Below are 24,480 nucleotides of genomic sequence, written 5' to 3' on the forward strand. Positions count from 1 at the left end.
CGCTCGGGCGGGCCGCGCGTGTAGCCGGTGTGCGCGGTTTCCGGCGCGCCGAATCCATCGCGGCGTCCTCTGAGTCGCATTCTTCAACATCATCAATCGACGGCGGCGCCAGGCTTAGAATGCCGCTGAACCATCGAAGCGGGAGAACTGTTCATGACGGGATGGAATCACGCGCGGCAAGCGCGCGACGCACGCCTCGCGGCCGGCGCGGCGTACGCGCAGGGCAAGCGGGTCGACGCGCGCGACACCGTCGCGTTGCTCGAAGCGGTGCTGCGGCCCGGCGACCGCGTTTGCCTCGAAGGCGACAACCAGAAACAGGCCGACCTGCTCGCGACGGCGCTCGCCGACGTCGACAGCGCGAAGATCCACGACCTGCACATGGTGCAGTCGGGCGTCGTGCTGCCCGAGCATCTCGACGTGTTCGAGCGCGGCATCGCGAAGCGTCTCGACTTCGCGTATTCGGGCCCGCAGTCGCAGCGGATCGCGAAGCTGCTGTTCGGCGGCAAGATCGCGCTCGGCGCGGTGCACACGTATCTCGAGCTGTTCGCACGCTACTTCATCGACCTCACGCCGCAGGTCGCGCTGATCGCCGCGGTCAGCGCCGATCGCGACGGTAACCTGTACACGGGCCCGAACACCGAAGACACGCCGACCGTCGTCGAGGCCACCGCGTTCAAGGACGGCATCGTGATCGCACAGGTCGACCGCATCGTCGACAAGGTGCCGCGCGTCGACATTCCCGGCGACCGCGTGCATTTCGTCGTCGAGGCCGGCCGGCCGTTCTACGTCGAGCCGCTGTTCACGCGCGACCCGGCCGCGATCACCGAAACGCAGATCCTGACCGCGATGCTCGCGATCAAGGGCATCTACGAACCGTACGGGATCAGGCGCCTGAACCACGGGATCGGCTTCAACACGGCCGCGATCGAGCTGCTGCTGCCGACCTACGGCGCGAAGCTCGGGCTGAAGGGCAAGGTCTGCACGCACTGGGCGCTCAATCCGCACCCGACGCTGATCCCCGCGATCGAGTCGGGCTGGGTCGAGCAGATTCACTGCTTCGGTTCCGAAGTGGGGATGGACGACTACATCCGCGCGCGCTCCGACGTGTGGTTCACGGGCTCCGACGGGTCGCTGCGCTCGAACCGCGCGTTCTGCCAGACCGCGGGCCTCTACGCGTGCGACATGTTCATCGGCTCGACGCTGCAGATCGACCTCGCGGGCCATTCGTCGACGGTCACGGCCGAGCGGATCGCCGGCTTTGGCGGCGCGCCGAACATGGGCAGCGACGCGCGCGGCCGGCGTCATCCGAGCGAGCCGTGGCTGAAGGCCGGCGCGCAAGCCGACCCCGACACGCCGGCGGCGCTCAGGCGCGGCCGCAAGCTGGTCGTGCAGATCGGCGAGACGTTCGGTGACAAGAACGTGCCGATGTTCGTCGAGAAGCTCGACGCGCTGAAGCTCGCCGACAAGCTGCAACTCGACCTCGCGCCGATCATGGTCTACGGCGACGACGTCACGCACATCGTCACCGAGGAAGGGATCGCGAACCTGCTGATGTGCCGCGACAAGGATGAACGCGAGCACGCGATCCGCGGCGTGGCCGGGTACACCGAGGTCGGCCGCGGCCGCGACCGCAGGATGGTCGAGCGGCTGCGCGAGCGCGGCGTGATCCGGCGTCCGGAGGATCTCGGCATCGATCCGCTCGACGCCGACCGCCGCTGGCTTGCCGCGCGCTCGATCAAGGATCTCGTGCACTGGTCGGGCGGCCTGTATGCGCCGCCGGCCCGGTTCCGCAACTGGTGAGGAAGAGGGCATGGAACAGTTGAACTACCGCTTCACCGCGCGCGAGCGCGCGCAGGGCGAACGGGCCACGGCGCTCGTCGGCGTGGTCGCGTCCGGCAATCTCGAGGTGCTCGTCGAGCGCGTGCTGCCGGGCAATGAATGCGAGATCGACATCCGCACCGCGGCGGTCGGTTTCGGCGCGGTGTGGCAGGCCGTCGTGTCGGACTTCGTCGAACGGCGCGCGCCGGGCGGCCTGAAGCTGTCGATCAACGACGGCGGCGCGCGGCCCGACATGGTGTCGCTGCGGCTCGCGCAGGCCGTGCGCGCGATCGAGGGGGACGCATGATGACCGACATGATCCATGACGCGCCCGCGTTCGTCGCGAACGGCGCGAGCTGGTACGAAGCGTCGGCGCGCCAGCGCGTCGACGGGCTGCTCGACGCGGGCAGCTTCACGGAATTTCTCGGGCCGGGCGAGCGCGTGACGAGCCCGCACCTGCCGCTGTTCGACCTGCCGCAGCAGTTCGACGACGGGATGGTGGTCGGCCACGGCCGGCTCGACGGCAAGCCGGTGTTCGTCGCCGCGCAGGAAGGCCGCTTCATGGGCGGCGCGTTCGGCGAAGTGCACGGCGCGAAGCTCACCGGGCTGCTGCGTGCGGCGCGCGAACTCGGCACGCCGGTGCTGATCCTGTTCGATACGGGCGGCGTGCGGCTGCAGGAAGCGAACGCGGGCGAGCTCGCGATCGCCGAGATCATGCGTGCGCTCGTCGACGCGCGTGCGGCCGGCGTGCCGGTGATCGGACTGATCGGCGGGCGCTCCGGCTGCTACGGCGGCGGCGGGCTGCTCGCCGCGTGCTGCTCGGCGCTCGCGGTGTCCGAGCAGGGGCGCATCAGCGTGTCGGGCCCCGAGGTGATCGAGACCAATCGCGGTGTCGAGGAGTTCGACGCGAAGGATCGCGCGCTGATCTGGCGCACGATGGGCGGCAAGCATCGGCGGCTGATCGGCGGCGCGGATCGTTACGTGGCCGACACGCCGGACGCGTTTCGCGCGGCGGCGCTCGAGCTGCTCGACCGTGCGCCGACATTCGATGTGGCGATGCTGCGCGCGGAGCAGACGCGTCTCGAAGCCCGCGTCGAACGGTTCGGGGGATGCAAGGACGCGCTCGACGTGTGGCGCGCGCTCGGCGCGGACACGCCGGAAGCGATCCCGGGCATGTCCGACGACGAATTCGCGAAGCTCGCCGACCAACTGCAGGAGCAGAAATGAAACGACCCCCACGCTCACTTCGTTCACTGCCCCCCGAGGGGGCGCCTGCCTACCTTGGGGCGGCCCGGCGGGAGGCAGCATGACGCTCGATGAAGTCCTGACCTCGCTGTTTCCCAAAGGCCATTCGATTACGCGTGGCGGCGGCCTGCTGACGGGCCACGCGCAGCTGGCCGGCACGCGCGTCGACGTGATCGGCGTTTCCGAGCGCTTGCCGTTCGGCATCGACGAAGCGCTGACGCTCGCGTCGCACGTGCTCGACACGATCGAGCGCGGCGGCGCCACGCCGATTCTCGTGCTCGTCGACAGCGACAGCCAGCGGATGAGCAAGCGCGACGAACTGCTCGGCCTGAACGAAGGGCTGTCGCATCTCGCGAAATGCCTGATGCAGGCGGAGCTTGCCGGGCACCGGACGATCGGCGTGCTGTACGGCCATACGGCCGCGGGTGCGTTCATCGCGACCGCGCTCGCGACACGTACGCTGCTCGCGGTGCCGGGCGCCGAGCCGGAGGTGATGGACCTGCCGTCGATGGCGCGCGTGACGAAGCTGCCGATCGACGTGCTGAAGGAGATGGCGCGCTCGACGCCGGTGTTCGCGCCGGGGCTCGACAATCTCGTGAAGATGGGCGCCGTCGACGCCGTGCTCGATCCGGCCCGCGCGCTCGACGCGCAGGTCGGCGAATGGCTCGGCAGGCCGGCCGAACGCGGCGACGGTCGTGCGGCGCGCGGCCGGCCGGTCGCGGCCGACGTCGCGCGACGCGTCGAGGCACTCGCGCGTGCCGCACGCTGACACACTGCTGCGCCGCCACACGCTTGTCACGCTGACGGCGGCCGGGTGGGGCGCGGCATGCGCGCGCGATCCCGTGCTGGCGGCCGATCCGCTGGTGCAGGCGTGGGTTGCGCACGGCTGGCCGCTGATCGTGCGCCGCGCCTCGCCCGACGAGGCCGACGCGGGTCGCATTCCGCTCGGCTTGCCGCTGCCGCCTTCCGCGGGCAAGCGGCGCATCGCGCTGAACGTCGCCGCCGACGCGGTGGCGGCGGTCGGCCCGCTGCCTGCGCTGGCCGACGTGCTCGCGGTCGCGCCCGACGCATGGCACGCGACGTTGCGCGAGCTGGACGCGCTCGGCGCGCGCTGCGGCGTGCCGGGCCGCGTGTTCGGCAGCCTCGCCTGGCAGGCGCTGACGGGCGAGCGCTACCTGAGCGCGTCCTCCGATCTCGATATCGTGTTTCCGCTGCCGGCCGCCGCCTCGCTCGCCGCGTTGCTCGACGGCCTGGCGGCGCTCGACGCGCGTGCGCCGATGCGTATCGACGGCGAACTGCTGCGCGACGACGGCGCCGGCGTGAACTGGCGCGAACTGCATGCGCGGCTGCCTGAAGTCGCGGTCAAGACGGCGATCGCCGTCGAGTTGATGTCTGCCGACGCATTCACGGGAGGCGCGCGATGAGAGCAGGGGCCGCCCGCCGCGCAACGGCGCCGTCCGACGCCGAGCGCATCGCCGCACTGGCCGAGCGCAGCCTCGTGCTCGAAATCGACACGTATCCGAAACCGGGGCTCGTCAGTCACGTCGACACCGGCAGCCATGCGGACATGGACGCCGCGACGTTCGCTCGCAGCGCGGCCGTGCTGCGGCCGTACTTCGCGGAACTCGCCGAAGCCGGCGCGCGCGACGCGGACATGGCCGTGCTGCGCAAGATCGGGCTGCGGGCGGAGCACGCGATGCTCGCCGCGACCGGCGGCGTCAACACGCATCGCGGTGCGATCTTCGGGCTCGGGCTGCTGTGCGCGGCCGCCGGCCGCCGCACGGTGCCCGGCACGGCGGCATGCGCGATGACGCTCGGCGCGTTCGTCGCGCGGCGCTGGGGCACCGAGATCCTCGGCGGCCCGCGGCTGCCCGACAGTCACGGCGAGCGCGCGAGCCGCCGTTATGGCGTCGGCGGCGCGCGTCGCGAGGCGGCTGACGGGTTCATGACCGTGTACGGCGTCGGGTTGCCGGCCCTGCGCCGCGCGCGGCGCAGCGTCCCGGGCGACCCGGAAGCCGCGCGTGTCGATGCCTGCTTCGCGCTGATCGCCGCGCTCGACGATACGAATCTGCTGCACCGGGGCGGGCAGGCCGGCCTGGAGTTCGCTCGGGCCACGGCACGCGCGTTCGTCGCCCGCGGCGGCATACGCGCCCGCGACTGGCGCTTGCGCGCGGCGGCCGCACACCGCGCATTCGTTGCCCGCCGGCTGAGCCCGGGCGGCGCGGCCGACCTGCTGGCGATGAGCGTGTTCGTCGATGCGCTCGAAGCGGATGAGGACGGGCGATGACGCTGGCGATCCTGTGTTCGGGGCAAGGCGCGCAGCGCGCGGACATGTTCGAGCTGACCGGCGCGCTGCCGCAGGCCGATGCGCTGTTCGCGCACGCCGGCCGGCTCCTCGGCGACGATCCGCGCCACTGGGTGCGGCACGCCGAACCGGACGCGCTCCACGAGAACCGCGCCGCGCAGATCCTCTGCACGGTGCAGGCGCTCGCGGCGGCCGCGTTGCTCGACACGGTGTGGCCGCGGCGTCGCTGTGTCGCGGGATACAGCGTCGGCGAAGTCGCGTCGTGGAGCGTCGCGGGGATGATCGATCCGCACGACGCGCTGGATCTGGCCGATGCACGTGCGCGTGCAATGGACGCCGCGAGCGGCGGCGACGAACGGATGGCGTTCGTGCGCGGACTGACGCGCGGGCAACTCGCGCAGCTGTGCGACGGACGCGATGCCGCGATCGCGATCGTCAATCCCGGCGACGCGTTCGTGGTGGCCGGGCGGCAGGCCGACGTCGCCGCGGTGGCCGACGACGCCGCACGCGACGGGGCGCTGCGCGTTGCGCCCGTGTGTGTGCGGATCGCGTCGCACACGCGACGGCTCGCGGCGGCGGTCCCTGCGTTTCGCGCGTCGCTGGCCGCCGTGAACGTGCGCCGGCCACCGCCCGGGACGCGACTGTTTTCGGGGATCGATGGTGCGTCGGTGCTCGATATCGGCGCGGGGCTCGACAAGCTCGCGCGGCAGATCGCGGAGCCGGTCGAGTGGGCGGCCTGCCTGGCCGCGTGCGTCGAGGCCGGCGCGACCGCGTTTCTCGAACTCGGCCCCGGTCGCGCGCTGGCCGAGATGGCGGGCGGCGCGTATCCGGCGCTGCCGGCGCGCAGCGTCGCGGATTTCCGTTCCGTCGACGGTATCGCGAGCTGGCTCGCGCGCGTCGCGGCCGGCTGACCGGCAGCGCGCAAGCGCCCCACAAGCGCCCCGGCATCGCGGTGCATCGATTCGGAAACCGCTCGGTTCGAGGGCTATTCCGCGGCGGGTGTTGCGCCGGCGCAGCACCGTTTCAGCGGGCGCTTGCCACGCGCATTGGCGTCGCTACAATGGCGCCCGCCATGAGACCAGCCGCCTTCCTCCTCGCCGCGCTCGGCTGCGCGGCGAGCGCCCACGCCAGCCCGATTCCGTCCGACGCCGCCTCGGTCGGCACGTACTTTTCGTATGACAATGCGGCGGCCGACGCGACCGTCGACCTGATCGGGCAAGCGCAGCGCCGCGTGCTGCTGGCCGGCTATGCGTACGTGCCGCCCGCGGTCGCGGCCGCGCTGCGTGCGGCGCGCTCGCGCGGGATCGAAGTGCGGGTCGTGCTGGTGCGTTCGTCGCGTGCAGGCAAGTACAGCGGCGCAGGCTATCTGAAATCGGCCGGCATCGATGTCGCGATCGACTCGCGACAGGGCGATCCGGCACCGCGCTTCGTGATCGTCGACGACAGCGTCGCGCTGACGACACTGTCCGACGACGCCGCCGCGCGCGCGGAAACGGTGAACGTGTTCCAGCGCGCGCCCGAACTCGCGCAGTCGTACGCGCAGTCGTTCTGGCGGCTGTACCGGCAGGCCGGCGGCCTCTGACCGGCGAACTGTCCGGCGCCCGCCTGGGCGAATTCCACTGTCCCTTTCCGCGCGGCATGCCCCCAGCCGCAATCCGCATGCCTTCCACGCCGGTGTGACCCCGCTTGCATCGGCGCGGCCGATGAACCATGCTCGTTGGACAGGCGCCGGCGCGGGTGTCGCGCGTGCGGCGCAACGCAGGGAGCCGATCGTGACCGAGTGTTTTGCCGATCGCGCCGACGCGGGTCGCCGGCTTGCGCACGCGCTGCGCGACTATGCGGGGCGTGGCGACGTCGTCGTGCTCGCGCTGCCGCGCGGCGGCGTGCCGGTGGCATTCCAGATCGCGCTGGCGCTGCACGCGCCGCTCGACGTGCTGGTCGTGCGCAAGCTCGGCATGCCGTCCGATCCCGAATTCGCGATCGGTGCGATCGCGACCGGCGGGGCAATCCACCTGCAACACGCGGCGATTCGCTCGATGGGCGTGACCGATGGCCAGCTGGCCGACGTGATCGCGCGCGAAACCGTCGAACTGGAGCGCCGCGACGCGCTGTATCGCGGCGGCCGGTCGCCGCTGCCGGTCGACGGCCGCATCGCGATCGTCGTCGACGACGGCGTCGCGACCGGCGCATCGATGCGCGTCGCGCTGCAGGCGCTGCGCGAGCGCCATCCCGCGCGCATCGTGGCCGCCGCACCGGTCGCGCCGGCCGGCGCGCGGCATGTGTTCGACGGTCTGGCCGACGCGTTCGTGACGGTGTCGCAGCCGTACCTATTCTTCGGGATAAGCCAGTTCTACGCGCGTTTTGACCAGACCGGAGACGACGAGGTGCGTGCGCTGCTCGAGGCGTCCCGCGCGCAGGACGACGGCATCACGTCCGCCTGACCCGGCGCCGGCGCGATCCGGGGCGAGCGGCTTCGGCCTGCGCGAACACGCGCTGCAGCGCCGGATGGACGTCGCCGCGCCAGCGGTCGCCCGTGAACAGCCCGTAGTGATCGCAATCGTTGATGTCGACACGATGGCGCTCGCCGGCCGCGAGGCCGCCGCACATGTCGAGTGCCGCATGCGTCTGGCCGGCGCCGGTGACGGCGTCGCAACTGCCTTCCACCGTCAGCAGCACAACGCCGCGCAGCGCGGCCGGCTCGACGCGCCGGCCGCCGACGTCCCACGTGCCGTTCGGCAGGCACATTCGCTGGAACACGACATCGACGGTATCGAGGAAATATTCGGCCGGCATGTCGAGCAGCGCCGTGTATTCGCGCAGCGCGCGCCGCGCGTCCGCCAGCGCCGTCAGGTCGAAGCGCGACGCGGCGCGCGCGTAGTCCTCGATCAGCGCCAGGAAGCGTTGCGGATACAGCAGCGCGATTTCGCCTTGCTGAAGATAGGTCGGGAACACATGCCGGCCGCGGCCGGGGAAGCAGGGCGGCACGATGTCGATCAGGTGACGGCGGCACCACGTGAGCGAACGCGACGCGGCGGTCGTGCCGAGCGAGCTCGGGTTGACGCGTGCGTCGAGCGGCCCGCCGATCAGCGTGACGCTCGCGGGCGGTGCGAGGCCGCGCGCGGCGCGCAGCGCAAGGGCGCCGAGCGCGGGCACGGTGGCCTGGCACACGGCGACCACGTGCAGCGGCCGATCGTCGCGTGCGAGCGCGTCGACGAAGCCGTCGAGCGTCGCCACGTACTCGTCGAGCCCGAAGCGGCCCGCCGCGAGCGGCACGTCGCGCGCATTGACCCAGTCGGTCACGCACACGTCGCCGTCCGCGAGCAGCGCCTCGACGGTCTCCCGCATCACCACGGCCGCGTGACCGGCGAGCGGCGCGCACAGCAGCATCGTGCGCCGTGCGCCGTCGCGCGCGAAGCGCCGCAGCTGGCAGAACGGCGTGCGCGCGACGATCCGCTCGTCGACGGCCGGCCGCCGGATCTCGAAGCGCGGCGGCCCGACGGCCGGCCCGAGCAGCGGCTCGAACAGGTCGTCATAGCACGACGACGCGGTGTGCGGCAGCGTCGCGGCGGGCCACACGTCGAACGCGTGACGCGTCGCTTCGCGCCACGCGCGCATCCATTCCCGCTGCTGCTCGACGACGGCGTACCACATGGCAAACCTTGGCGCGGAAGGGGCGTGAATCTGCATTATGGTCACTCCAGCCGCACAGCGGGTGTCAAAAAAAACGTGACCGGGTGACGTGGATCAAGCATGCATCGGGCACGCGTCGCGCTAGGCGGCGACGCACGGCGCTGCTACAGTCGTCGCTCCCATTCCCCCTCAAGCGGAGCGTTTGCGATGAAGCTGATCGGCATGCTGGATTCCCCGTTCGTGCGCCGTGTCGCCATATCGGCGAAGCTGCTCGACCTGCCGTTCGAACACGAGTCGGTCTCGGTGTTCCGCCACTTCGACCGGTTCCGGACGTTGAACCCGGTCGTAAAGGCGCCGACGCTCGTGACCGACGACGGCACGACGCTGATCGATTCGTCGCTGATCGTCGACTACCTCGACCATCGCGTCGCGCCGGAGCGGCGCCTGCTGCCCGACGCCGCCGACGCGCGGCTGCGCGCGCTCGTGCCGGTCGGTTTGGCGCTGGCCGCGGCCGAGAAGACGGTGCAGGTCGTGTACGAGCAGGCGCTGCGGCCGGCCGACAAGCAGCACGCACCGTGGCTCGAGCGGGTGCTGAGCCAGCTCGAGGCCGCGTACGGCGAACTCGAGCCGCTGGTCGCGGCCGCGAACGGCTGGCTCGGCGGCGCGCGCCTGCTGCAGTCCGACGTGACCGTCGCCGTCGCATGGCGTTTCACGCAGTTCATGACCGCCGATTACCCGGCGCTCGCGCGGATCGATCCGGCCCGTTATCCGGCACTCGCCGCGCATTCGGCGCGCGCGGAAGTACTGCCGGCGTTTGTCGAGACGCCGCTCGACTGAAGCTGGCGTCGCTCGCGGCGGCGCTCGATCGAGGGGCCGGGGCGCGACCGGCATGCGTGTGGCCTCATCGGGACCTTTGCCGGCATCCGGCACGGATTGACCCGGCCGTCCTCGACTGTCAGGCCGCCCGTTTTCTCCCCGGCCGTCCGGCGCAGCGTGCGCAAAACGACGGCGCGTGCGTCCGTTTTACGGTCCCCCGGTCGCCCCTCGCCACCCGCTCGGCCGCGCCGGCAAAGGGCCGGCCGATTGTTCTCGGCCGCTGACAAGTGACTTCGCATTCGTGCCATTTATCCGGATGCACCCGGTCCCTAGAATCCACTCCATCGAATACGCATTGCCTGATGGAGCCGAAGATGAGAGCCCTGATCGAATCGAGCCTGTACCACCCGTCCGTCGTGTTGCCGCTTGCCGCGCTGACGCAACTGATGGTCGAGCGCGACTTCAATCTCGGCCAGGTCGGCCTGATTGTCGCCGCGCGCGGCGCGCAGGCTGCCATGTCGCGTTCGCGCGCACTGATCTTCTCCCGCAACGGCGAAGCGCACGCATGAAGGTCCGTGCACCGGACAGACGAAAAAAAGGCCCGGCCGGCGCAAGCGCCGGTCGGGCCGATCGGATTCGATCGAGCCCCGGCTTCGGCCGGGGCTTTTTCATTTATGACGCTCAGGCGCGGGCGGCCGACACGACGCCATAGATCTCCGTGTCCTCTTCCTCGCGCAGCTGGCGCACCAGCTGGTGGGCTTCACGACGCGACGCGACGGCCGGCGGCGAGCCCTTGAGCGGCTGGCGCGCGGTTTCGGCGAGCGCGACCACCGACACGATACCGATCACGGCGGCGCCCATCATGTAGTACGCGGGCATCATCAGGTTGTGGGTCACGTCGACGAGCCACGCGGTGACGAGCGGCGTCGTACCGCCGAACAGCGACACCGACACGTTGAAGCCGATCGCGAGCGCGCCGTAGCGGATCTCGGTCGGGAACAGCGCCGGCAGTGCCGACGGCATCACGCCGGTGAAGCACGACAACAGCACGCCGAGGATCAGCAGGCCGCTGAACACCGAAGCGGTGGTGCCCGCATGGATCAGCATCATCGACGGGATCGACAGCACGAGCAGGCCGACGCAGCCGGCCAGCATCACGGGCTTGCGGCCGATCTTGTCCGACAGGCGGCCGGCGGCGAGCGTCAGCGGCATCATCAGCACCATCACGATCAGTACCAGCACGAGGCTGTGCGATTCGTCGAAGTGCAGCGTCGACGACATGAAGCTCGGCAGGTACGACAGCACCATGTAGTCGGTCACGTTGAAGATCAGCACGAGGCCGACGCAGAGCAGCAGCGCGCGCCAGTTGCGCAGCAGCGTGTCGCGAAAGCGTGTCTTCGGCACGGCCTTGTCCTGCGCTTCGCGCTCTTCGGCCTGGCGCTTGAACGCCGGCGTTTCCTCGAGCTTCATCCGGATGTACAGACCGATCAGGCCGAGCGGGCCCGCGATCAGGAACGGCACGCGCCAGCCCCACGACAGCAGCGCTTCCTGCGACAGCGATGCGGTGAGCAGCGCGACCACGCCGGCGCCCATCACATAGCCGATCAGCGTGCCGAACTCGAGGAAGCTGCCCATGAAGCCGCGGCGCTTGTCGGTCGAGAACTCGGCGATGAAGGTGGCGGCGCCGCCGTATTCGCCGCCGGTCGAGAAGCCCTGCACGAGGCGGGCGACGAGCAGCAGCACGGGCGCCATGATGCCGATCGACCCGTAGCTGGGGATCAGGCCGATCGCGAAGGTGCCGACGGCCATCATGATCATCGTGGCGGCGAGCACGCGCTGGCGGCCGATGCGGTCGCCGAGCGGGCCGAACACCATGCCGCCGAGCGGGCGCACGAGGAACGCGGCCGCGAAGGTGCCGAAGGTCGCGAGCAGCTGCGCGGACGGGCTGCTCGACGGGAAGAACACCTTGCCGAGCGTGACGGCGATATAGCTGTAGACGCCGAAGTCGAACCATTCCATCGCATTGCCGATGGCCATCGCGCTGACGGCACGTTTGAGCAGGCTTTGGTCGACGACGGTAATGTCGTCCGCGGCGAGCGGGGCCTCGCCGGACGAAGTGGAGGAAGAAGCAGCGGTCGGGCTGACGTGTGTTGCGGTCAAGGTCATGCACTCCTTTGACTGCGCCGGAACGGCTGGGCCGTCCGACACGGTTTGCCGGCAAGCGCGATGTCGTGTGCTGCGCGTCGGGGCAAGCCTTTAAGCGCTTACTGCACATAGGGCGGTAAGAGGCCGTAAGGGATTGCTTCGACGCGGGCCCGATGGGCCGTCGCGACGGTGCGCTCATGAAGAATGGGCCGCGTGATGCGAGCGGCGGATGCCGGTGCGGACGGGGTCCGGTGTTCCGGCAACTGCCCCGGAGGGGCAACGAAACGAGAAAAGCGGGCCTGTCGGGCGGGCTTTCCTGTGGATGCAATTCCGGTCGAAGCACCGGCCCGCAACGCGCGGACGGACTTCTCTCGAAATCGAATAGACAGAGATTGAATGTTGAAACAGGCGACATGATAGCACGATGACAGACGATCGTGCAAATTGCCCGGAATCCCCCGTGGGGCGGGGGTTCCGGCGCGGTCGGCTCCGGTATGATCGGCGGCGCGCGGCGGGGTCGCGCGGCCCGCCGGGCGACGGGCGAATTCACGAGGAACCGGATGACCGAACTGATGAAGATCGCGGCGCTGTTCGCCGTCACTGCGCTGGCCGAAATCGTCGGCTGCTACCTGCCGTGGCTCGTGCTGAAGGGCGGGCGGCCCGTGTGGCTGCTGGTGCCGGCCGCGCTGTCGCTCGCGCTGTTCGCGTGGCTGCTGACGCTGCACCCGAGCGCCGCGGGGCGCACGTACGCGGCGTACGGCGGCGTGTATATCGCGGTGGCGCTGATCTGGCTGCGGGTGGTCGACGGCGTCGCGCTGACGCGCTGGGATGCGGTGGGCGCGGTGCTCGCGCTCGGCGGGATGGCCGTCATCGCGCTGCAGCCGCGCGCGTAAGCGCGGCTGCAGGCGGGACTTTTTCGAGGCTCTTGAGGCTTTCGAGACTTGCGGGACGCCGCGTCAGGCGGCTTCGGCGGTATCCACGTCGGCGGACTTGCGCCACACGCAGGTGCCCTTGATCGACTTGTCGAGCTCGTCGAGCTGGGTCTGGTGGGCGGCGAGCTCGTCGTCGCTCGCCGCGAGGACCGGCAGGTCGAGCGACGCGAGCGACACGCGCTGGCCGTTCGCCGCGCCGCCGTCGGCGCCTGCGTCGTCGAGCATGTCGATCACGAGGCTGTCCTGGCCGCGCGTCATCGCGAGATAGACCTCGGCGAGCAGCTCCGAGTCGAGCAGTGCGCCGTGCAGCGTACGGTGCGCGTTGCTGATGCCGAACCGGTCGCACAGCGCGTCGAGCGAGTTGCGCTTGCCGGGGAACATCTGCTTGGCCTGCACGAGCGTGTCGATCACGCCGCCGCAATGCTCGGTGAACGGCGGCAGGTCGAGCCGCGCGAATTCGGCGTCGAGGAACCCGAGGTCGAACGGCGCGTTATGGATGATCAGCTCGGCGTCCTTCACGAAGTCGCGAATCTGGTCGACGACTTCCGCGAACTTCGGCTTGTCGCGCAGGAACTCGGTGGTGAGGCCGTGCACGGCCAGTGCGCCCGGATCGCTGTCGCGCTCGGGGTTCACGTAGATGTGCAGGTTGTTGCCGGTGAGCCGCCGGTTCAGCAGCTCGACGCAGCCGATTTCGATCAGGCGGTCGCCCGTGCGGGGGTTCAGGCCGGTGGTTTCGGTATCGAGAATGATCTGGCGCATGTCGGATAAATCGGGAAAGACAGTAGGATGGCCTGGGTTCAGGCCACGAGCGATTCGACGCCGCGATTCGCGAGCGCGTCCGCACGTTCGTTTTCGGGATGGCCGGCGTGGCCCTTCACCCAGCGCCACTCGATCTCGTGTTGCGCGACGAGCGCGTCGAGCCGCTTCCACAGGTCGGCGTTCTTCACCGGGGTCTTCGCCGCGGTGACCCAGCCTTTCTTCTTCCAGCCGTGGATCCACTCGCTGATGCCTTTCTGCACGTACTGCGAGTCGGTATGGACGATCACGCGGCACGGCCGTTTGAGCACTTCGAGCGCGCCGATCACGCCCATCAGCTCCATGCGGTTATTGGTCGTGTTGGGCTCGCCGCCGAACAGCTCTTTTTCGCGGTCGCCGTAGCGCAGCAGTGCGCCCCAGCCGCCGGGGCCGGGGTTGCCCTTGCAGGCGCCGTCGGTATAAATGTCGATGGTGTCGGTGGTCATGAGTGTTCTTGATGGGTGGTTGGGGTGGCCGCCGGCGTCAGGCCCGGCGCGAGCACGGGCTTTTTCATCTTGATCTGGCCGACGAGGCGCATGCCGCGCACGCGCTTGACGGCCGTGACCATGTAGACGGCGCCGAAGATCGGCCACCAGCGGTCGCCGGCGGCTTCCATGAAGCCATAGCGGGCAAGCCATTTGTCGGTGATGAGCGGCGGCCGGTAGCAGCCGAAGCGGCCGCGCTCGAGATCGAAGCCGAGCAGCTTGATCCAGTCCTTGAGCCGGATGAACGCGATCTGGTCGCGCGCGGCCGGCACGAACGGGCGGTTCGCCATGCGCCCGAACGATTGCCGCATGCCCCACAGGCTCAGCGAATTGAAGCCGGTGATCACGAGCTGGCCTTCCGGCATCAGCACGCGTTCGGCCTCGCGCAGCAGGCGGTGAGGGTCCGACGTGAATTCGAGCGTGTGCGGCATCACGATCAGGTCGACGCTCTGCGACTCGAACGGCAGGTCGAGCAGGTCGCACCACGTCGTGCTGCGATCGGTCGGCGCATGTTCGGGCCCGCGCGCCTCGCGCGCCCACGGATACTGGTAGGGCGCGCTCGCGCCGCTCGCCGGGTCGAGCACGAGGCCGCGATACGGCATGCGGTTCTCGCGCAGCGCATCGAGCTGCGGCAGGCCGAGCTGGAGCGCGTGAAACCCGAACACGTCGGACACGATCCGGTCGAGCTGCGCCTGCTCCCAGCCCAGCACGTAGCGGCCGGGCGGCGAGTCGGTCCAGGCGGGCCAGTCTATAATTTGTGGATCGGACATAACGTTGATTGCGCGCCCATGAACGAGCTGGAATACGTGCCGGTGCCGGCATTCGAAGACAACTACATCTGGCTCGTGTCGGACGGCCGCGATGCGATCGCCGTCGATCCGGGTGAAGCCGCGCCGGTACGCCGTGTTCTTGCGGAACGCGGCTGGCGGTTGACCGCTATTTTACTCACGCACCACCACGCCGACCATGTCGGCGGTGTCGCCGCACTGCGCGATAGCCAACCGGACGATGTGCCGCTCGTGGTTTACGGCCCGGCAGCCGAGGCGATCGGCGTGGTCACGCGGCCGCTCGCGGGCGGCGATCGCGTGACGCTCGACGCACCGGCGCTCGCGTTCGACGTGCTCGACGTGCCCGGACATACGCGCGGCCACATCGCGTATTTTCAGGCGGCCGGCGTAGGCGCGGCCGGCGCAGGCAGGGCTGGTCAAGGCGCGGCCACGCCGCACGTATTCTGCGGCGACACGCTGTTCTCGTGCGGCTGCGGCCGCCTGTTCGAAGGCACGCCCGCGCAGATGCTCGCGTCGCTCGACGCGCTCGCGGCGCTGCCCGGCGACACGCGCGTGCATTGCGCACACGAATACACGCTGTCGAACATCCGCTTCGCGCTCGCCTGCGAACCGGGCAATGCGGCGCTCGCCGCCTGGCGCGACGACGCGCAGGCGCTGCGCGCGCGCGGCGTGCCGACGCTCCCCACCACGATCGCGCACGAACGTGCCGTCAACCCGTTCATGCGCGCGGACAGCACGGCGATCCATGCGACGCTCGCGGCCGAGCTGCACGAAACGGTGCCGGATCGTCTGGCGGCATTCACGCTGATGCGCGAGTGGAAAAATCGTTTCCGATGACGCATTCCGGAGGATTCCAAACCTCAGGTGGCGCCTGTAAAAATTGCTCCAAATGTAGGATTTCGCTGAGTTTTCGGTGTTTTTATTGACGTGAAGCACGCACTTCCGTAGTATCGCCTGCAATTTCCAGCCGTCGGAAGCCGAGATTTTCATGCGACTTATATTGAGTGCGATGGTGGTCCTGCTACTCGCCGCTTGTGCGAGCCAGGCCCCTGTCGCCAACAACGCCGCCGATTCGCAGGCGACGTCCAACTACCTCCGTAAATCAGCCACCGCCAAAGAAACTGTCGACGTCGACAAGCAATCCGTCGGCGACCTGACCAGTGCGGACTCCGATCTCTGGGGCCGCATCCGTCGCGGCTTCCAGATGCCCGACCTGCAGAGCGACCTCGTCGACATGCAGACGACGTGGTACACGCAGCGTCCCGATTACGTGCAGCGCATGACCGAGCGCTCGCAGAAGTACCTGTATCACATCGTCGAGGAACTCGAAGCGCGACACATGCCGACCGAGCTCGCGCTGCTGCCGTTCATCGAATCCGCATACAACCCGCAGGCGCTGTCGGTCGCGAAGGCGGCCGGCATGTGGCAGTTCATGCCGGGCACGGGCCGCACGTACAACCTGAAGCGCAACATGTGGCAGGACGAGCGTCGCGACGTGCTCGCGTCGACGAGCGCCGCGCTCGACTACCTGTCGCGCCTGCATGACATGTTCGGCGACTGGTATCTGGCGCTGGCCGCCTACAACTGGGGCGAAGGCAACGTGCAGCGCGCGATCGCGCGCAACCAGGCGGCCGGCCTGCCGACCGACTACCAGAGCCTGCGGATGCCGAACGAGACGCGTAACTACGTGCCGAAGCTGCAGGCGGTGAAGAACATCATCGCGAGTCCGCAGCAGTACGGCCTCGCGCTGCCTGACATCCCGAACCACCCGTATTTCGTGACGGTCACGACATCGCGCGACATCGACGTGGCGGTGGCCGCGAAGCTCGCGAACCTGCCGCTCGACGAATTCCGCTCGCTGAACCCGTCGTTCTCGAAGCCGGTGATCCTGGGCGCGACCGAGCCGCAGATCCTGCTGCCGTTCGACAATGCGGCGGCGTTCGAGAAGAACCTGAAGGCGCACAACGGCCAGCTGTCGTCGTGGACCACCTACACGGTCAGCGAGCGCGCGCGCCCGGCCGCGATCGCCGAGAAGATCGGTGTCGACGCCGACACGCTGATGTCGGTCAACAAGATTCCGGCCGGCATGCGCCTGAAGCCCGGTTCGACGATCGTCGTGCCGCGCGGCGACGATGACGACGAGGACATCAGCGCGGACGTCGCGGAAAATGGCGCGCTCGCGATCGAACCCGATGTGCCCGACACGCGCAAGATGCTGATCCGCGTGCGCCGCAAGCAGTCGATGGCCGCACTCGCCGGCCGCTACGGCGTGTCGGTCGGCCAGCTGAAGGCATGGAACCGTACGCACCGCGATATGGTGATGCCGGGCCAGGCGCTCGTTTTGCACGTGCCGGTTGGCCGTTCGGTGCCGGCCGAGCCGGGTCCGGAGCGGATCGCGACGTCGGCGGCTGGTGCGCATATCGAGCGCGCGAGCCTGTCCGTCGGCGGCAAGTCGCGTGGCGCGAAGCACGGTGCCGCGAAGCCGGCGGCCCGCACGGCGAAGGCGGCTCCCGCGAAGGCGGCGCCGGCCAAGGCTGCTGCCCACAACGGCAAGAAGAAGTAACGCGGTCGCGATCGCAACGCGGCGGTCCGTCCGGGGCGCGCGATTGCGTTATCATCCGACGAAAGCAACGCCGTCACCGAGGTGACGGCGTTTTCATTTGTGCGCGGCAGCGGGGCGCGGGATAGCAAGGAGAGGCGATGTCGTCGGTGCAGGTGAGAGTGCTCGCGCTGTTCGCGATCGGGTATTTCGTGTCGTATGTGTTCCGCGGCGTCAATCTCGGCTTCGCGCCGTTCGTCACGCACGAGCTCGGGCTGTCGGCCGCCGATCTCGGGCTGCTCACCAGCCTCTATTTCCTCGGCTTCGCCGGCGCGCAGATTCCGGCCGGCGTGCTGCTCGACCATTTCGGCCCGCGCCGCGTGACGGCCGGGATGCTGCTGTTCGCGGCGGCCGGCGCCGCGGTGTTCGGCGTCGCGCACGACCTCGGCACGATGATGGTCGGCCGGCTCCTGATCGGCGTCGGCGTATCGGTGTGCCTCGGTGCGGCGTTCAAGGCGCTCGCGCAGCATTTTCCGGTCGGCCGGCTGCCGCTCCTCAACGGTCTCGTGATGGCCGTCGGGGGCCTCGGCGGCGTCGCGGTCGGCTCGCCGCTGACCTGGCTGCTCGGGCTCGCGAGCTGGCGCGCGATCTGCGGCGGCCTCGCGGTGCTGACGATCGTCGTCGCCGCCGCGATCGGCTTCGGCGCGCCGGAAGCCGAACAGCCGCGCCACCAGGGCGGGCTCGTCAGCCAGTTCAAGGGCACCTGGCACATCCTGAGCAGCCGCGCGTTCTGGAAGATCTCGTCGTTCTCGGTCGTCACGCAGGGCGTGTTCTACGCGATGCAGTCGCTGTGGGTCGGGCCGTACCTGCGCGATGTCGCGGGGTTCGATGCGCAGCGCGCGGCCCAGCTCGTGTCGGTGCTCGGGTTCGCGATGATGGCCGGCTGCGTCGGCTTCGGCGCGGCGGCGCGCGTGCTCGAGCGGCGCGGGGTGTCCGTCCAGGCGTTTTGCGGCGTCGGCATGGCGCTGTTCGTCGCGACGCAAGCCGCGATCGTCGCGCGCATCCCGCTGCCGCCGGCCGTACTGTGGGCGGCGTACGGGATGTTCGGCGGCGTCGGGATCCTGACCTATGCGGTGCTGGCCCGTCATTTCCCGGCCCATCTGATCGGGCGCGCGAACACGACGCTCACGCTCGTGATCTTCGTGCTGATCTTTGCGTTCCAGATCGGCATCGGCGCGGTGCTGTCACACTGGCCGGCGATCGACGGCCGTTATCCGGCCGCCGCGCACGTCACCGCATGGAGCGCGCTGCTCGCGCTGCAACTCGCGAGTGCGGTCTGGTACGCGTGGCCTGCGCGCGGCACTGGCAAGCAGGGTGATCCGGCGGTACGCTGACGGGTGGGCGGCCTGCGCAAACGGGGCCGCAGCAGCGCGCGCGGCGCGCGGTCGCCGCTGGCGTCAGGCGCGCCGCATGCATGATCGGGCGGCCATATCGATTGAAGATAGGGCCATTTTCGGGCTATAATTTGAAAGTTTGTGCTGATCAACCTCGCACCCTAGCGCCTACCTCACTCATCCCGTTCATCCGCCGCACGCCGCCTGTCGGGCGATGCCGCGAAGCCTCGTGCGCCACGCGCCGGGTTCGCGTCTCGACAACGCAGGTCGCGTCCAGCTAGCGACTCCGCGCGCCTACGCAGCGCGGCGCTCGCGCGGCAGGGTAAACAGGTCGGCAGCAGGGTGTTCCCCAAGGAGCCTCCCGTGTTGCCGTCTTTTTCTCCCGCCTTGCTTGCACTCGCCGACGGCACGGTCTTTCGTGGTTATTCGATCGGGGCCGAAGGCCATACGATCGGTGAAGTCGTGTTCAATACCGCGATTACCGGCTATCAGGAAATCCTGACCGATCCGAGCTACGCGCGTCAGATCGTCACGCTCACCTACCCGCATATCGGCAACGTCGGTATCAACGCCGAAGACGTCGAAGCCACGAAAGTCCATGCCGCCGGCCTGATCATCCGTGATCTGCCCACGCTCGCCTCGAACTTCCGCATGGACCGCACGCTCGGCGACTACCTGCGCGACGAAGGCGTCGTCGCGATCGCCGGCATCGATACCCGCAAGCTGACCCGTATCCTGCGCGACAAGGGCGCGCAGAACGGCTGCATCCTGGCCGGTTCGGACGACGAGGCGAAGGCGATCGAGCTCGCGCGCTCGTTCCCGGGCCTCGCCGGCATGGATCTCGCGAAGGTCGTGTCGACCACGAAGCCGTTCGAGTGGAAGCAGACCGAATGGCGCCTCGAAGGCGGCTACGGGATGCAGGAAGCACCGAAGTACCGCGTCGTCGCGTACGACTTCGGCGTCAAGTACAACATCCTGCGCATGCTCGCGGAGCGCGGCTGCCAGGTGACGGTGCTGCCGGCGCAGGCCAGCGCGGCCGACGCGCTCGCGCTGAATCCGGACGGCATCTTCCTGTCGAACGGCCCGGGCGACCCGGAGCCGTGCGACTACGCGATCGCGGCCACGAAGGAATTCATCGAGCGCGGCGTGCCGACCTTCGGCATCTGCCTCGGCCACCAGATCATGGGCCTCGCGGTCGGCGCCAAGACGCTGAAGATGAAGACGGGCCACCACGGCGCGAATCATCCGGTGAAGGATCTCGGCGACGGCCGCGTGGTCATCACGTCGCAGAACCACGGCTTCGCGGTCGACGCGGATTCGCTGCCGGCCAACGCGCGCGTGACGCACGTGTCGCTGTTCGACGGCACGCTGCAGGGCTTCGAGCTGACCGACAAGCCGGCGTTCTGTTTCCAGGGCCACCCGGAAGCGTCGCCCGGCCCGCACGACATCGGCTATCTGTTCGACCGTTTCACCGCCCTGATGGACGCGGCGCAGCAGCGCAACGCCTGACGTCACTGAAGCAACCGAAGAACGGGAGATTCGCATCATGTTCGGCCACGCACTCGGCATCACGGATATCTGGACCTACGTGTTCGGCGTGATCTTCATCATCCTGCTGCCGGGGCCGAACTCGATGTACGTGCTGTCGCTCGCGGCGCAGCGCGGCGTGAAGGCCGGCTATCGCGCGGCCTGCGGCGTGTTCGTCGGCGATGCGGTGCTGATGGTGCTGTCCGCCGCGGGCGTCGCGTCGCTGCTGAAGGCGAACCCGCTGCTGTTCTCCGTCGTCAAGTACGGCGGCGCCGCGTACCTGCTGTACATCGGCGCCGGGATGCTGCGCGGCGCGTGGCGCAAGCTGCGCGCACGCGCCGATGCGCCGGCCGACGCGCCGCTTGCGGTCGACGGCGAGCGGTCTTTCGACAAGCCGTTCCGCAAGGCGCTGATCGTGAGCCTCCTGAATCCGAAGGCGATCCTGTTCTTCATCTCGTTCTTCATCCAGTTCGTCGACCCGGCATTCCCGCATCCCGCGCTGTCGTTCGTCGTGCTCGGGGCGATCGCGCAATGCGCGAGCTTCCTGTACCTGAGCACGCTGATCTTCGCGGGCGCGCGGCTCGCCGAGCATTTCCGCCGCCGCCGCAAGCTCGCGGCGGGTGCGGCGAGCAGCGTGGGCGGCCTGTTCATCGGTTTCTCGGTGAAGCTCGCGCTCGCCACCATGAGTTGAGCGCAGCCGGCCGACCCGCGACAACGCCACGACAAAGATTACTTACTGAATTCACAAGCCATGCCAAAACGCACAGACATCAAAAGCATCCTCATCATCGGCGCCGGCCCGATCATCATCGGCCAGGCTTGCGAGTTCGACTATTCGGGCGCGCAGGCTTGCAAGGCGCTGCGTGAAGAGGGCTACAAGGTCGTCCTCGTGAACAGCAACCCGGCGACGATCATGACCGACCCGAATACGGCCGACGTCACGTACATCGAGCCGATCACGTGGGAAGTCGTCGCGCGCATCATCGAGAAGGAGCGCCCGGACGCGATCCTGCCGACGATGGGCGGCCAGACCGCGCTGAACTGCGCGCTCGACCTGCATCACCACGGCGTGCTCGAGAAATTCGGCGTCGAGCTGATCGGCGCGTCGCCGGAAGCGATCGACAAGGCGGAAGACCGCCAGAAGTTCAAGGACGCGATGACCAAGATCGGTCTCGGCTCGGCGAAGTCGGGCATCGCGCACTCGATGGAAGAAGCAACCCAGGTGCACGCCGAGATCATGGCGTACACCGGCGGCAGCGGCTATCCGATCGTGATCCGTCCGTCGTTCACGCTCGGCGGCTCGGGCGGCGGCATCGCGTACAACCGTGAAGAGTTCGAAGAGATCTGCAAGCGCGGCCTCGACCTGTCGCCCACGCGCGAACTGCTGATCGAGGAATCGCTGCTCGGCTGGAAGGAATACGAGATGGAAGTCGTGCGCGACCGCGCCGACAACTGCATCATCGTGTGCTCGATCGAAAACCTCGACCCGATGGGCGTGCACACCGGCGACTCGATCACGGTCGCGCCGGCGCAGACGCTCACCGACAAGGAATACCAGATCCTGCGCAACGCATCGCTCGCGGTGCTGCGCGAGATCGGCGTCGACACGGGCGGCTCGAACGTGCAGTTCTCGATCAACCCGAAGGACGGCCGCATGGTCGTCATCGAGATGAACCCGCGCGTGTCGCGTTCGTCGGCGCTCGCGTCGAAGGCGACCGGCTTCCCGATCGCAAAGGTCGCGGCGAAGCTGGCAGTCGGCTACACGCTCGACGAGCTGAAGAACGAAATCACCGGCGGCCAGACGCCGGCGTCGTTCGAGCCGACGATCGACTACGTCGTCACGAAGATTCCGCGTTTCGCGTTCGAGAAGTTCCGTGAAGCCGATTCGCGCCTGACCACGCAGATGAAGTCGGTCGGCGAAGTGATGGCGATCGGCCGCACGTTCCAGGAATCGTTCCAGAAGGCGCTGCGCGGCCTCGAAGTCGGCGTCGACGGTCTCGACGAGAAGTCGACCGACCGCGACGAGATCGCGATCGAGATCCACGAGCCGGGCCCGGATCGCATCTGGTACGTCGGCGATGCATTCCGTATCGGCATGACGGCCGAAGAGATCTTCGCGGAAACCGCGATCGACCCGTGGTTCCTCGCGCAGATCGAGCAGATCATCCTGAAGGAGAAGGCGCTGTCGGGCCGCACGCTCGCGTCGCTGACGTTCGACGAGCTGCGCTTCCTGAAGCAGAGCGGCTTCTCCGACCGCCGCCTCGCGAAGCTGCTCGGCGCGACGCCGGAAGACGTCCGCAAGCGCCGCGTGGAACTGAACGTGCGCCCGGTCTACAAGCGCGTCGACACCTGCGCGGCCGAGTTCGCGACGAAAACCGCGTACATGTACTCGACCTACGAGGAAGAGTGCGAGGCGCAGCCGACCACCAACAAGAAGATCATGGTGCTGGGCGGCGGCCCGAACCGGATCGGCCAGGGCATCGAGTTCGACTACTGCTGCGTGCACGCGGCCCTCGCGATGCGCGAGGACGGCTACGAAACGATCATGGTCAACTGCAACCCGGAAACGGTGTCGACCGACTATGACACGTCCGACCGCCTGTACTTCGAGCCGCTGACGCTCGAGGACGTGCTCGAGATCGTCGACAAGGAAAAGCCGGTCGGCGTGATCGTCCAGTACGGCGGCCAGACGCCGCTGAAGCTCGCGCTCGACCTCGAGGCGCACGGCGTGCCGATCGTCGGCACGTCGCCGGACATGATCGATGCGGCCGAAGACCGCGAACGCTTCCAGAAGCTGCTGCAGGACCTCGGCCTGCGCCAGCCGCCGAACCGCACCGCGCGCGCCGAAGAAGAAGCGCTCGCGCTGGCGGCCGAAATCGGCTACCCGCTGGTCGTGCGCCCGTCGTACGTGCTGGGCGGCCGCGCGATGGAAATCGTCCACGAGCCGCGCGACCTCGAGCGCTACATGCGCGAGGCCGTGAAGGTGTCGAACGATTCGCCGGTGCTGCTCGACCGCTTCCTGAACGACGCGATCGAATGCGACGTCGACTGCATCTGCGACGGCGAAGCGGTGTTCATCGGCGGCGTGATGGAGCACATCGAGCAGGCAGGCGTCCACTCGGGCGACTCGGCATGCTCGCTGCCGCCGTACTCGCTGTCGAAGGAAACCGTGGCCGAGCTGAAGCGCCAGACGGGCGCGATGGCGAAGGCGCTGAACGTGGTCGGCCTGATGAACGTGCAGTTCGCGATCCAGCAAGTGCCGCAGGCGGACGGTTCGAAGCAGGACATCATCTACGTGCTCGAAGTGAACCCGCGTGCATCGCGCACGGTGCCGTATGTGTCGAAGGCGACCAGCCTGCCGCTCGCGAAGATCGCGGCGCGCGCGATGGTCGGCCAGAAGCTCGCGCAGCAGGGCGTGACGAAGGAAGTCGAGCCGCCGTACTTCAGCGTGAAGGAAGCGGTGTTCCCGTTCGTCAAGTTCCCGACCGTCGATCCGGTCCTCGGGCCTGAAATGCGTTCGACCGGCGAAGTGATGGGTGTCGGCCAGACGTTCGGCGAAGCGCTGTTCAAGTCGCAGCTCGCGGCCGGTTCGCGCCTGCCGGAGTCGGGCACGGTGCTGCTGACCGTGATGGACGCCGACAAGCCGAAGGCGGTCGAAGTCGCGCGCATGCTGCACGACCTCGGCTACCCGATCGTCGCGACCAAGGGCACGGCTGCCGCGATCGAAGCGGCCGGCGTGCCGGTGAAGGTCGTCAACAAGGTGAAGGACGGCCGTCCGCACATCGTCGACATGATCAAGAACGGCGAGATCGCGCTCGTGTTCACGACGGTCGACGAGACGCGCCAGGCGATCGCCGATTCGCGTTCGATTCGCATGAGCGCGCAGGCGCACAAGGTCACGTACTACACGACGATGTCGGGTGCGCGCGCGGCCGTTGAAGGCTTGCGCTACCTGAAGGATCTGGAAGTCTATGATTTACAAGGTCTTCACGCTCGCCTAAACTAAGCAGTCAGTTTCCTGTCGAAGCAACACGTGCCGCGGTTAAGCGGTGTTTCCGGTT

At 68.8% G+C, this 24,480-nt stretch carries 23 protein-coding genes; 18 read left to right on the forward strand and 5 right to left on the reverse strand.

The features are described from left to right. The first annotated feature begins 153 nt into the window (after positions 1 to 153). From mdcA to LMA02_RS05970, 9 genes are all read left to right on the forward strand, one after another. Positions 154 to 1,800 (forward strand): malonate decarboxylase subunit alpha, encoded by a 1,647-nt coding sequence (gene mdcA / locus LMA02_RS05930; RefSeq protein ID WP_165751173.1) that lies wholly within the window; start codon positions 154 to 156, stop codon positions 1,798 to 1,800. A 10-nt stretch (positions 1,801 to 1,810) separates the two neighbouring features. Beyond that, positions 1,811 to 2,125, forward strand: coding sequence for a malonate decarboxylase acyl carrier protein (gene mdcC, locus LMA02_RS05935; RefSeq protein ID WP_006754569.1), 315 nt, complete (start codon positions 1,811 to 1,813; stop codon positions 2,123 to 2,125). Then, on the forward strand, positions 2,122 to 3,045 hold the full coding sequence (locus LMA02_RS05940) for a biotin-independent malonate decarboxylase subunit beta (protein ID WP_228907257.1): 924 nt from the start codon (positions 2,122 to 2,124) through the stop codon (positions 3,043 to 3,045). The genes mdcC and LMA02_RS05940 overlap by 4 nt, the downstream gene beginning before the upstream one ends. Before the next feature lie 79 nt (positions 3,046 to 3,124). Next, the gene (gene mdcE, locus LMA02_RS05945) at positions 3,125 to 3,832 is read left to right on the forward strand and encodes a biotin-independent malonate decarboxylase subunit gamma (RefSeq protein WP_228907258.1); all 708 of its coding nucleotides are present in this window, start codon (positions 3,125 to 3,127) and stop codon (positions 3,830 to 3,832) included. Further along, on the forward strand, positions 3,819 to 4,487 hold the full coding sequence (gene mdcG / locus LMA02_RS05950) for a malonate decarboxylase holo-[acyl-carrier-protein] synthase (protein WP_228907259.1): 669 nt from the start codon (positions 3,819 to 3,821) through the stop codon (positions 4,485 to 4,487). Before mdcE ends, mdcG begins: the two co-directional genes overlap by 14 nt. Further along, a complete protein-coding gene (gene mdcB / locus LMA02_RS05955) occupies positions 4,484 to 5,350 on the forward strand; it encodes a triphosphoribosyl-dephospho-CoA synthase MdcB (RefSeq protein ID WP_228907260.1) in 867 nt (288 codons plus the stop codon). Before mdcG ends, mdcB begins: the two co-directional genes overlap by 4 nt. After that, on the forward strand, positions 5,347 to 6,279 hold the full coding sequence (gene mdcH, locus LMA02_RS05960; protein ID WP_228907261.1) for a malonate decarboxylase subunit epsilon: 933 nt from the start codon (positions 5,347 to 5,349) through the stop codon (positions 6,277 to 6,279). Before mdcB ends, mdcH begins: the two co-directional genes overlap by 4 nt. A 149-nt stretch (positions 6,280 to 6,428) precedes the next feature. Beyond that, entirely contained in the window at positions 6,429 to 6,950 is a 522-nt protein-coding gene (locus LMA02_RS05965; protein ID WP_175663937.1) for a phospholipase D-like domain-containing protein, read from the forward strand. Between the two features lie 190 nt (positions 6,951 to 7,140). After that, positions 7,141 to 7,809 carry a phosphoribosyltransferase gene (locus tag LMA02_RS05970; protein WP_228907614.1) on the forward strand — a complete coding sequence of 223 codons (669 nt, stop codon included), beginning with the start codon at positions 7,141 to 7,143 and terminating at the stop codon, positions 7,807 to 7,809. On the opposite strand, the gene phaZ is transcribed toward LMA02_RS05970, so the two are convergent. After that, positions 7,796 to 9,019, reverse strand: a complete 1,224-nt coding sequence (gene phaZ, locus LMA02_RS05975) for a polyhydroxyalkanoate depolymerase (RefSeq protein WP_228907262.1) — start codon at positions 9,017 to 9,019, stop codon at positions 7,796 to 7,798. The two genes, LMA02_RS05970 and phaZ, sit on opposite strands and share 14 nt — an antisense overlap. Positions 9,020 to 9,205: 186 nt before the next feature. Here phaZ and LMA02_RS05980 point away from each other — a divergent pair, with 186 nt between their 5' ends. Both LMA02_RS05980 and LMA02_RS05985 read left to right on the forward strand, forming a co-directional pair. After that, positions 9,206 to 9,835: a glutathione S-transferase family protein gene (locus LMA02_RS05980; protein ID WP_228907263.1), complete on the forward strand. Its 630-nt coding sequence runs from the start codon at positions 9,206 to 9,208 to the stop codon at positions 9,833 to 9,835. A gap of 353 nt (positions 9,836 to 10,188) precedes the next feature. Next, the gene (locus LMA02_RS05985; protein WP_006750289.1) at positions 10,189 to 10,383 is read left to right on the forward strand and encodes a hypothetical protein; all 195 of its coding nucleotides are present in this window, start codon (positions 10,189 to 10,191) and stop codon (positions 10,381 to 10,383) included. A 112-nt stretch (positions 10,384 to 10,495) separates the two neighbouring features. On the opposite strand, the gene proP is transcribed toward LMA02_RS05985, so the two are convergent. Then, positions 10,496 to 11,980, reverse strand: coding sequence for a glycine betaine/L-proline transporter ProP (gene proP / locus LMA02_RS05990; RefSeq protein ID WP_228907264.1), 1,485 nt, complete (start codon positions 11,978 to 11,980; stop codon positions 10,496 to 10,498). 539 nt (positions 11,981 to 12,519) lie between these two features. Here proP and LMA02_RS05995 point away from each other — a divergent pair. Beyond that, positions 12,520 to 12,852, forward strand: coding sequence for a YnfA family protein (locus LMA02_RS05995; protein WP_228907265.1), 333 nt, complete (start codon positions 12,520 to 12,522; stop codon positions 12,850 to 12,852). Between the two features lie 63 nt (positions 12,853 to 12,915). On the opposite strand, the gene dnaQ is transcribed toward LMA02_RS05995, so the two are convergent. Genes dnaQ through LMA02_RS06010 form a run of 3 tightly spaced genes read right to left on the reverse strand, consistent with a single transcriptional unit; the run spans position 12,916 to position 14,941 of the window. Further along, positions 12,916 to 13,650, reverse strand: coding sequence for a DNA polymerase III subunit epsilon (gene dnaQ / locus LMA02_RS06000; protein WP_228907266.1), 735 nt, complete (start codon positions 13,648 to 13,650; stop codon positions 12,916 to 12,918). A 38-nt stretch (positions 13,651 to 13,688) separates the two neighbouring features. After that, positions 13,689 to 14,132 carry a ribonuclease HI gene (gene rnhA / locus LMA02_RS06005; protein ID WP_105833750.1) on the reverse strand — a complete coding sequence of 148 codons (444 nt, stop codon included), beginning with the start codon at positions 14,130 to 14,132 and terminating at the stop codon, positions 13,689 to 13,691. Beyond that, positions 14,129 to 14,941, reverse strand: coding sequence for a class I SAM-dependent methyltransferase (locus tag LMA02_RS06010; protein WP_228907267.1), 813 nt, complete (start codon positions 14,939 to 14,941; stop codon positions 14,129 to 14,131). The genes rnhA and LMA02_RS06010 overlap by 4 nt, the downstream gene beginning before the upstream one ends. A gap of 18 nt (positions 14,942 to 14,959) precedes the next feature. Between LMA02_RS06010 and gloB the strand changes: the two genes are divergently transcribed. The 6 genes from gloB (at position 14,960) to carB (ending at position 24,425) form a co-directional block, all read left to right on the forward strand. Then, entirely contained in the window at positions 14,960 to 15,796 is an 837-nt protein-coding gene (gene gloB / locus LMA02_RS06015) for a hydroxyacylglutathione hydrolase (protein WP_228907268.1), read from the forward strand. A 151-nt stretch (positions 15,797 to 15,947) separates the two neighbouring features. Then, positions 15,948 to 17,522, forward strand: a complete 1,575-nt coding sequence (locus LMA02_RS06020) for a transglycosylase SLT domain-containing protein (RefSeq protein ID WP_228907269.1) — start codon at positions 15,948 to 15,950, stop codon at positions 17,520 to 17,522. A 137-nt stretch (positions 17,523 to 17,659) separates the two neighbouring features. Next, positions 17,660 to 18,892 carry an MFS transporter gene (locus LMA02_RS06025; RefSeq protein ID WP_228907270.1) on the forward strand — a complete coding sequence of 411 codons (1,233 nt, stop codon included), beginning with the start codon at positions 17,660 to 17,662 and terminating at the stop codon, positions 18,890 to 18,892. Between the two features lie 363 nt (positions 18,893 to 19,255). After that, complete coding sequence (gene carA / locus LMA02_RS06030; protein WP_228907271.1) at positions 19,256 to 20,401, forward strand: glutamine-hydrolyzing carbamoyl-phosphate synthase small subunit; 1,146 nt, start codon at positions 19,256 to 19,258, stop codon at positions 20,399 to 20,401. 37 nt (positions 20,402 to 20,438) lie between these two features. Continuing rightward, the gene (leuE, locus tag LMA02_RS06035; RefSeq protein WP_228907272.1) at positions 20,439 to 21,110 is read left to right on the forward strand and encodes a leucine efflux protein LeuE; all 672 of its coding nucleotides are present in this window, start codon (positions 20,439 to 20,441) and stop codon (positions 21,108 to 21,110) included. Between the two features lie 60 nt (positions 21,111 to 21,170). Beyond that, entirely contained in the window at positions 21,171 to 24,425 is a 3,255-nt protein-coding gene (gene carB / locus LMA02_RS06040; RefSeq protein ID WP_006750300.1) for a carbamoyl-phosphate synthase large subunit, read from the forward strand. The last annotated feature ends 55 nt before the right edge of the window (positions 24,426 to 24,480 follow it).

The organism is Burkholderia sp. B21-005, assembly GCF_020843965.1.
Classification (GTDB): Bacteria; Pseudomonadota; Gammaproteobacteria; order Burkholderiales; family Burkholderiaceae; genus Burkholderia; species Burkholderia ambifaria.

Bases quoted from the DNA above. Each gene is read 5' to 3' on its own strand.
- LMA02_RS05965 (WP_175663937.1), top strand. From the start codon at position 6,429: ATGGCGCCCGCCATGAGACCAGCCGCCTTCCTCCTCGCCGCGCTCGGC.
- LMA02_RS05940 (WP_228907257.1), top strand. From the start codon at position 2,122: ATGATGACCGACATGATCCATGACGCGCCCGCGTTCGTCGCGAACGGC.
- mdcB (WP_228907260.1), top strand. From the start codon at position 4,484: ATGAGAGCAGGGGCCGCCCGCCGCGCAACGGCGCCGTCCGACGCCGAG.
- LMA02_RS06010 (WP_228907267.1), bottom strand. From the start codon at position 14,941: ATGTCCGATCCACAAATTATAGACTGGCCCGCCTGGACCGACTCGCCG.
- LMA02_RS06020 (WP_228907269.1), top strand. From the start codon at position 15,948: ATGCGACTTATATTGAGTGCGATGGTGGTCCTGCTACTCGCCGCTTGT.
- carB (WP_006750300.1), top strand. From the start codon at position 21,171: ATGCCAAAACGCACAGACATCAAAAGCATCCTCATCATCGGCGCCGGC.
- mdcH (WP_228907261.1), top strand. From the start codon at position 5,347: ATGACGCTGGCGATCCTGTGTTCGGGGCAAGGCGCGCAGCGCGCGGAC.
- LMA02_RS05985 (WP_006750289.1), top strand. From the start codon at position 10,189: ATGAGAGCCCTGATCGAATCGAGCCTGTACCACCCGTCCGTCGTGTTG.
- rnhA (WP_105833750.1), bottom strand. From the start codon at position 14,132: ATGACCACCGACACCATCGACATTTATACCGACGGCGCCTGCAAGGGC.
- LMA02_RS05980 (WP_228907263.1), top strand. From the start codon at position 9,206: ATGAAGCTGATCGGCATGCTGGATTCCCCGTTCGTGCGCCGTGTCGCC.
- mdcE (WP_228907258.1), top strand. From the start codon at position 3,125: ATGACGCTCGATGAAGTCCTGACCTCGCTGTTTCCCAAAGGCCATTCG.
- LMA02_RS05995 (WP_228907265.1), top strand. From the start codon at position 12,520: ATGACCGAACTGATGAAGATCGCGGCGCTGTTCGCCGTCACTGCGCTG.
- leuE (WP_228907272.1), top strand. From the start codon at position 20,439: ATGTTCGGCCACGCACTCGGCATCACGGATATCTGGACCTACGTGTTC.
- mdcA (WP_165751173.1), top strand. From the start codon at position 154: ATGACGGGATGGAATCACGCGCGGCAAGCGCGCGACGCACGCCTCGCG.
- proP (WP_228907264.1), bottom strand. From the start codon at position 11,980: ATGACCTTGACCGCAACACACGTCAGCCCGACCGCTGCTTCTTCCTCC.
- dnaQ (WP_228907266.1), bottom strand. From the start codon at position 13,650: ATGCGCCAGATCATTCTCGATACCGAAACCACCGGCCTGAACCCCCGC.
- LMA02_RS06025 (WP_228907270.1), top strand. From the start codon at position 17,660: ATGTCGTCGGTGCAGGTGAGAGTGCTCGCGCTGTTCGCGATCGGGTAT.
- mdcC (WP_006754569.1), top strand. From the start codon at position 1,811: ATGGAACAGTTGAACTACCGCTTCACCGCGCGCGAGCGCGCGCAGGGC.
- gloB (WP_228907268.1), top strand. From the start codon at position 14,960: ATGAACGAGCTGGAATACGTGCCGGTGCCGGCATTCGAAGACAACTAC.
- phaZ (WP_228907262.1), bottom strand. From the start codon at position 9,019: ATGTGGTACGCCGTCGTCGAGCAGCAGCGGGAATGGATGCGCGCGTGG.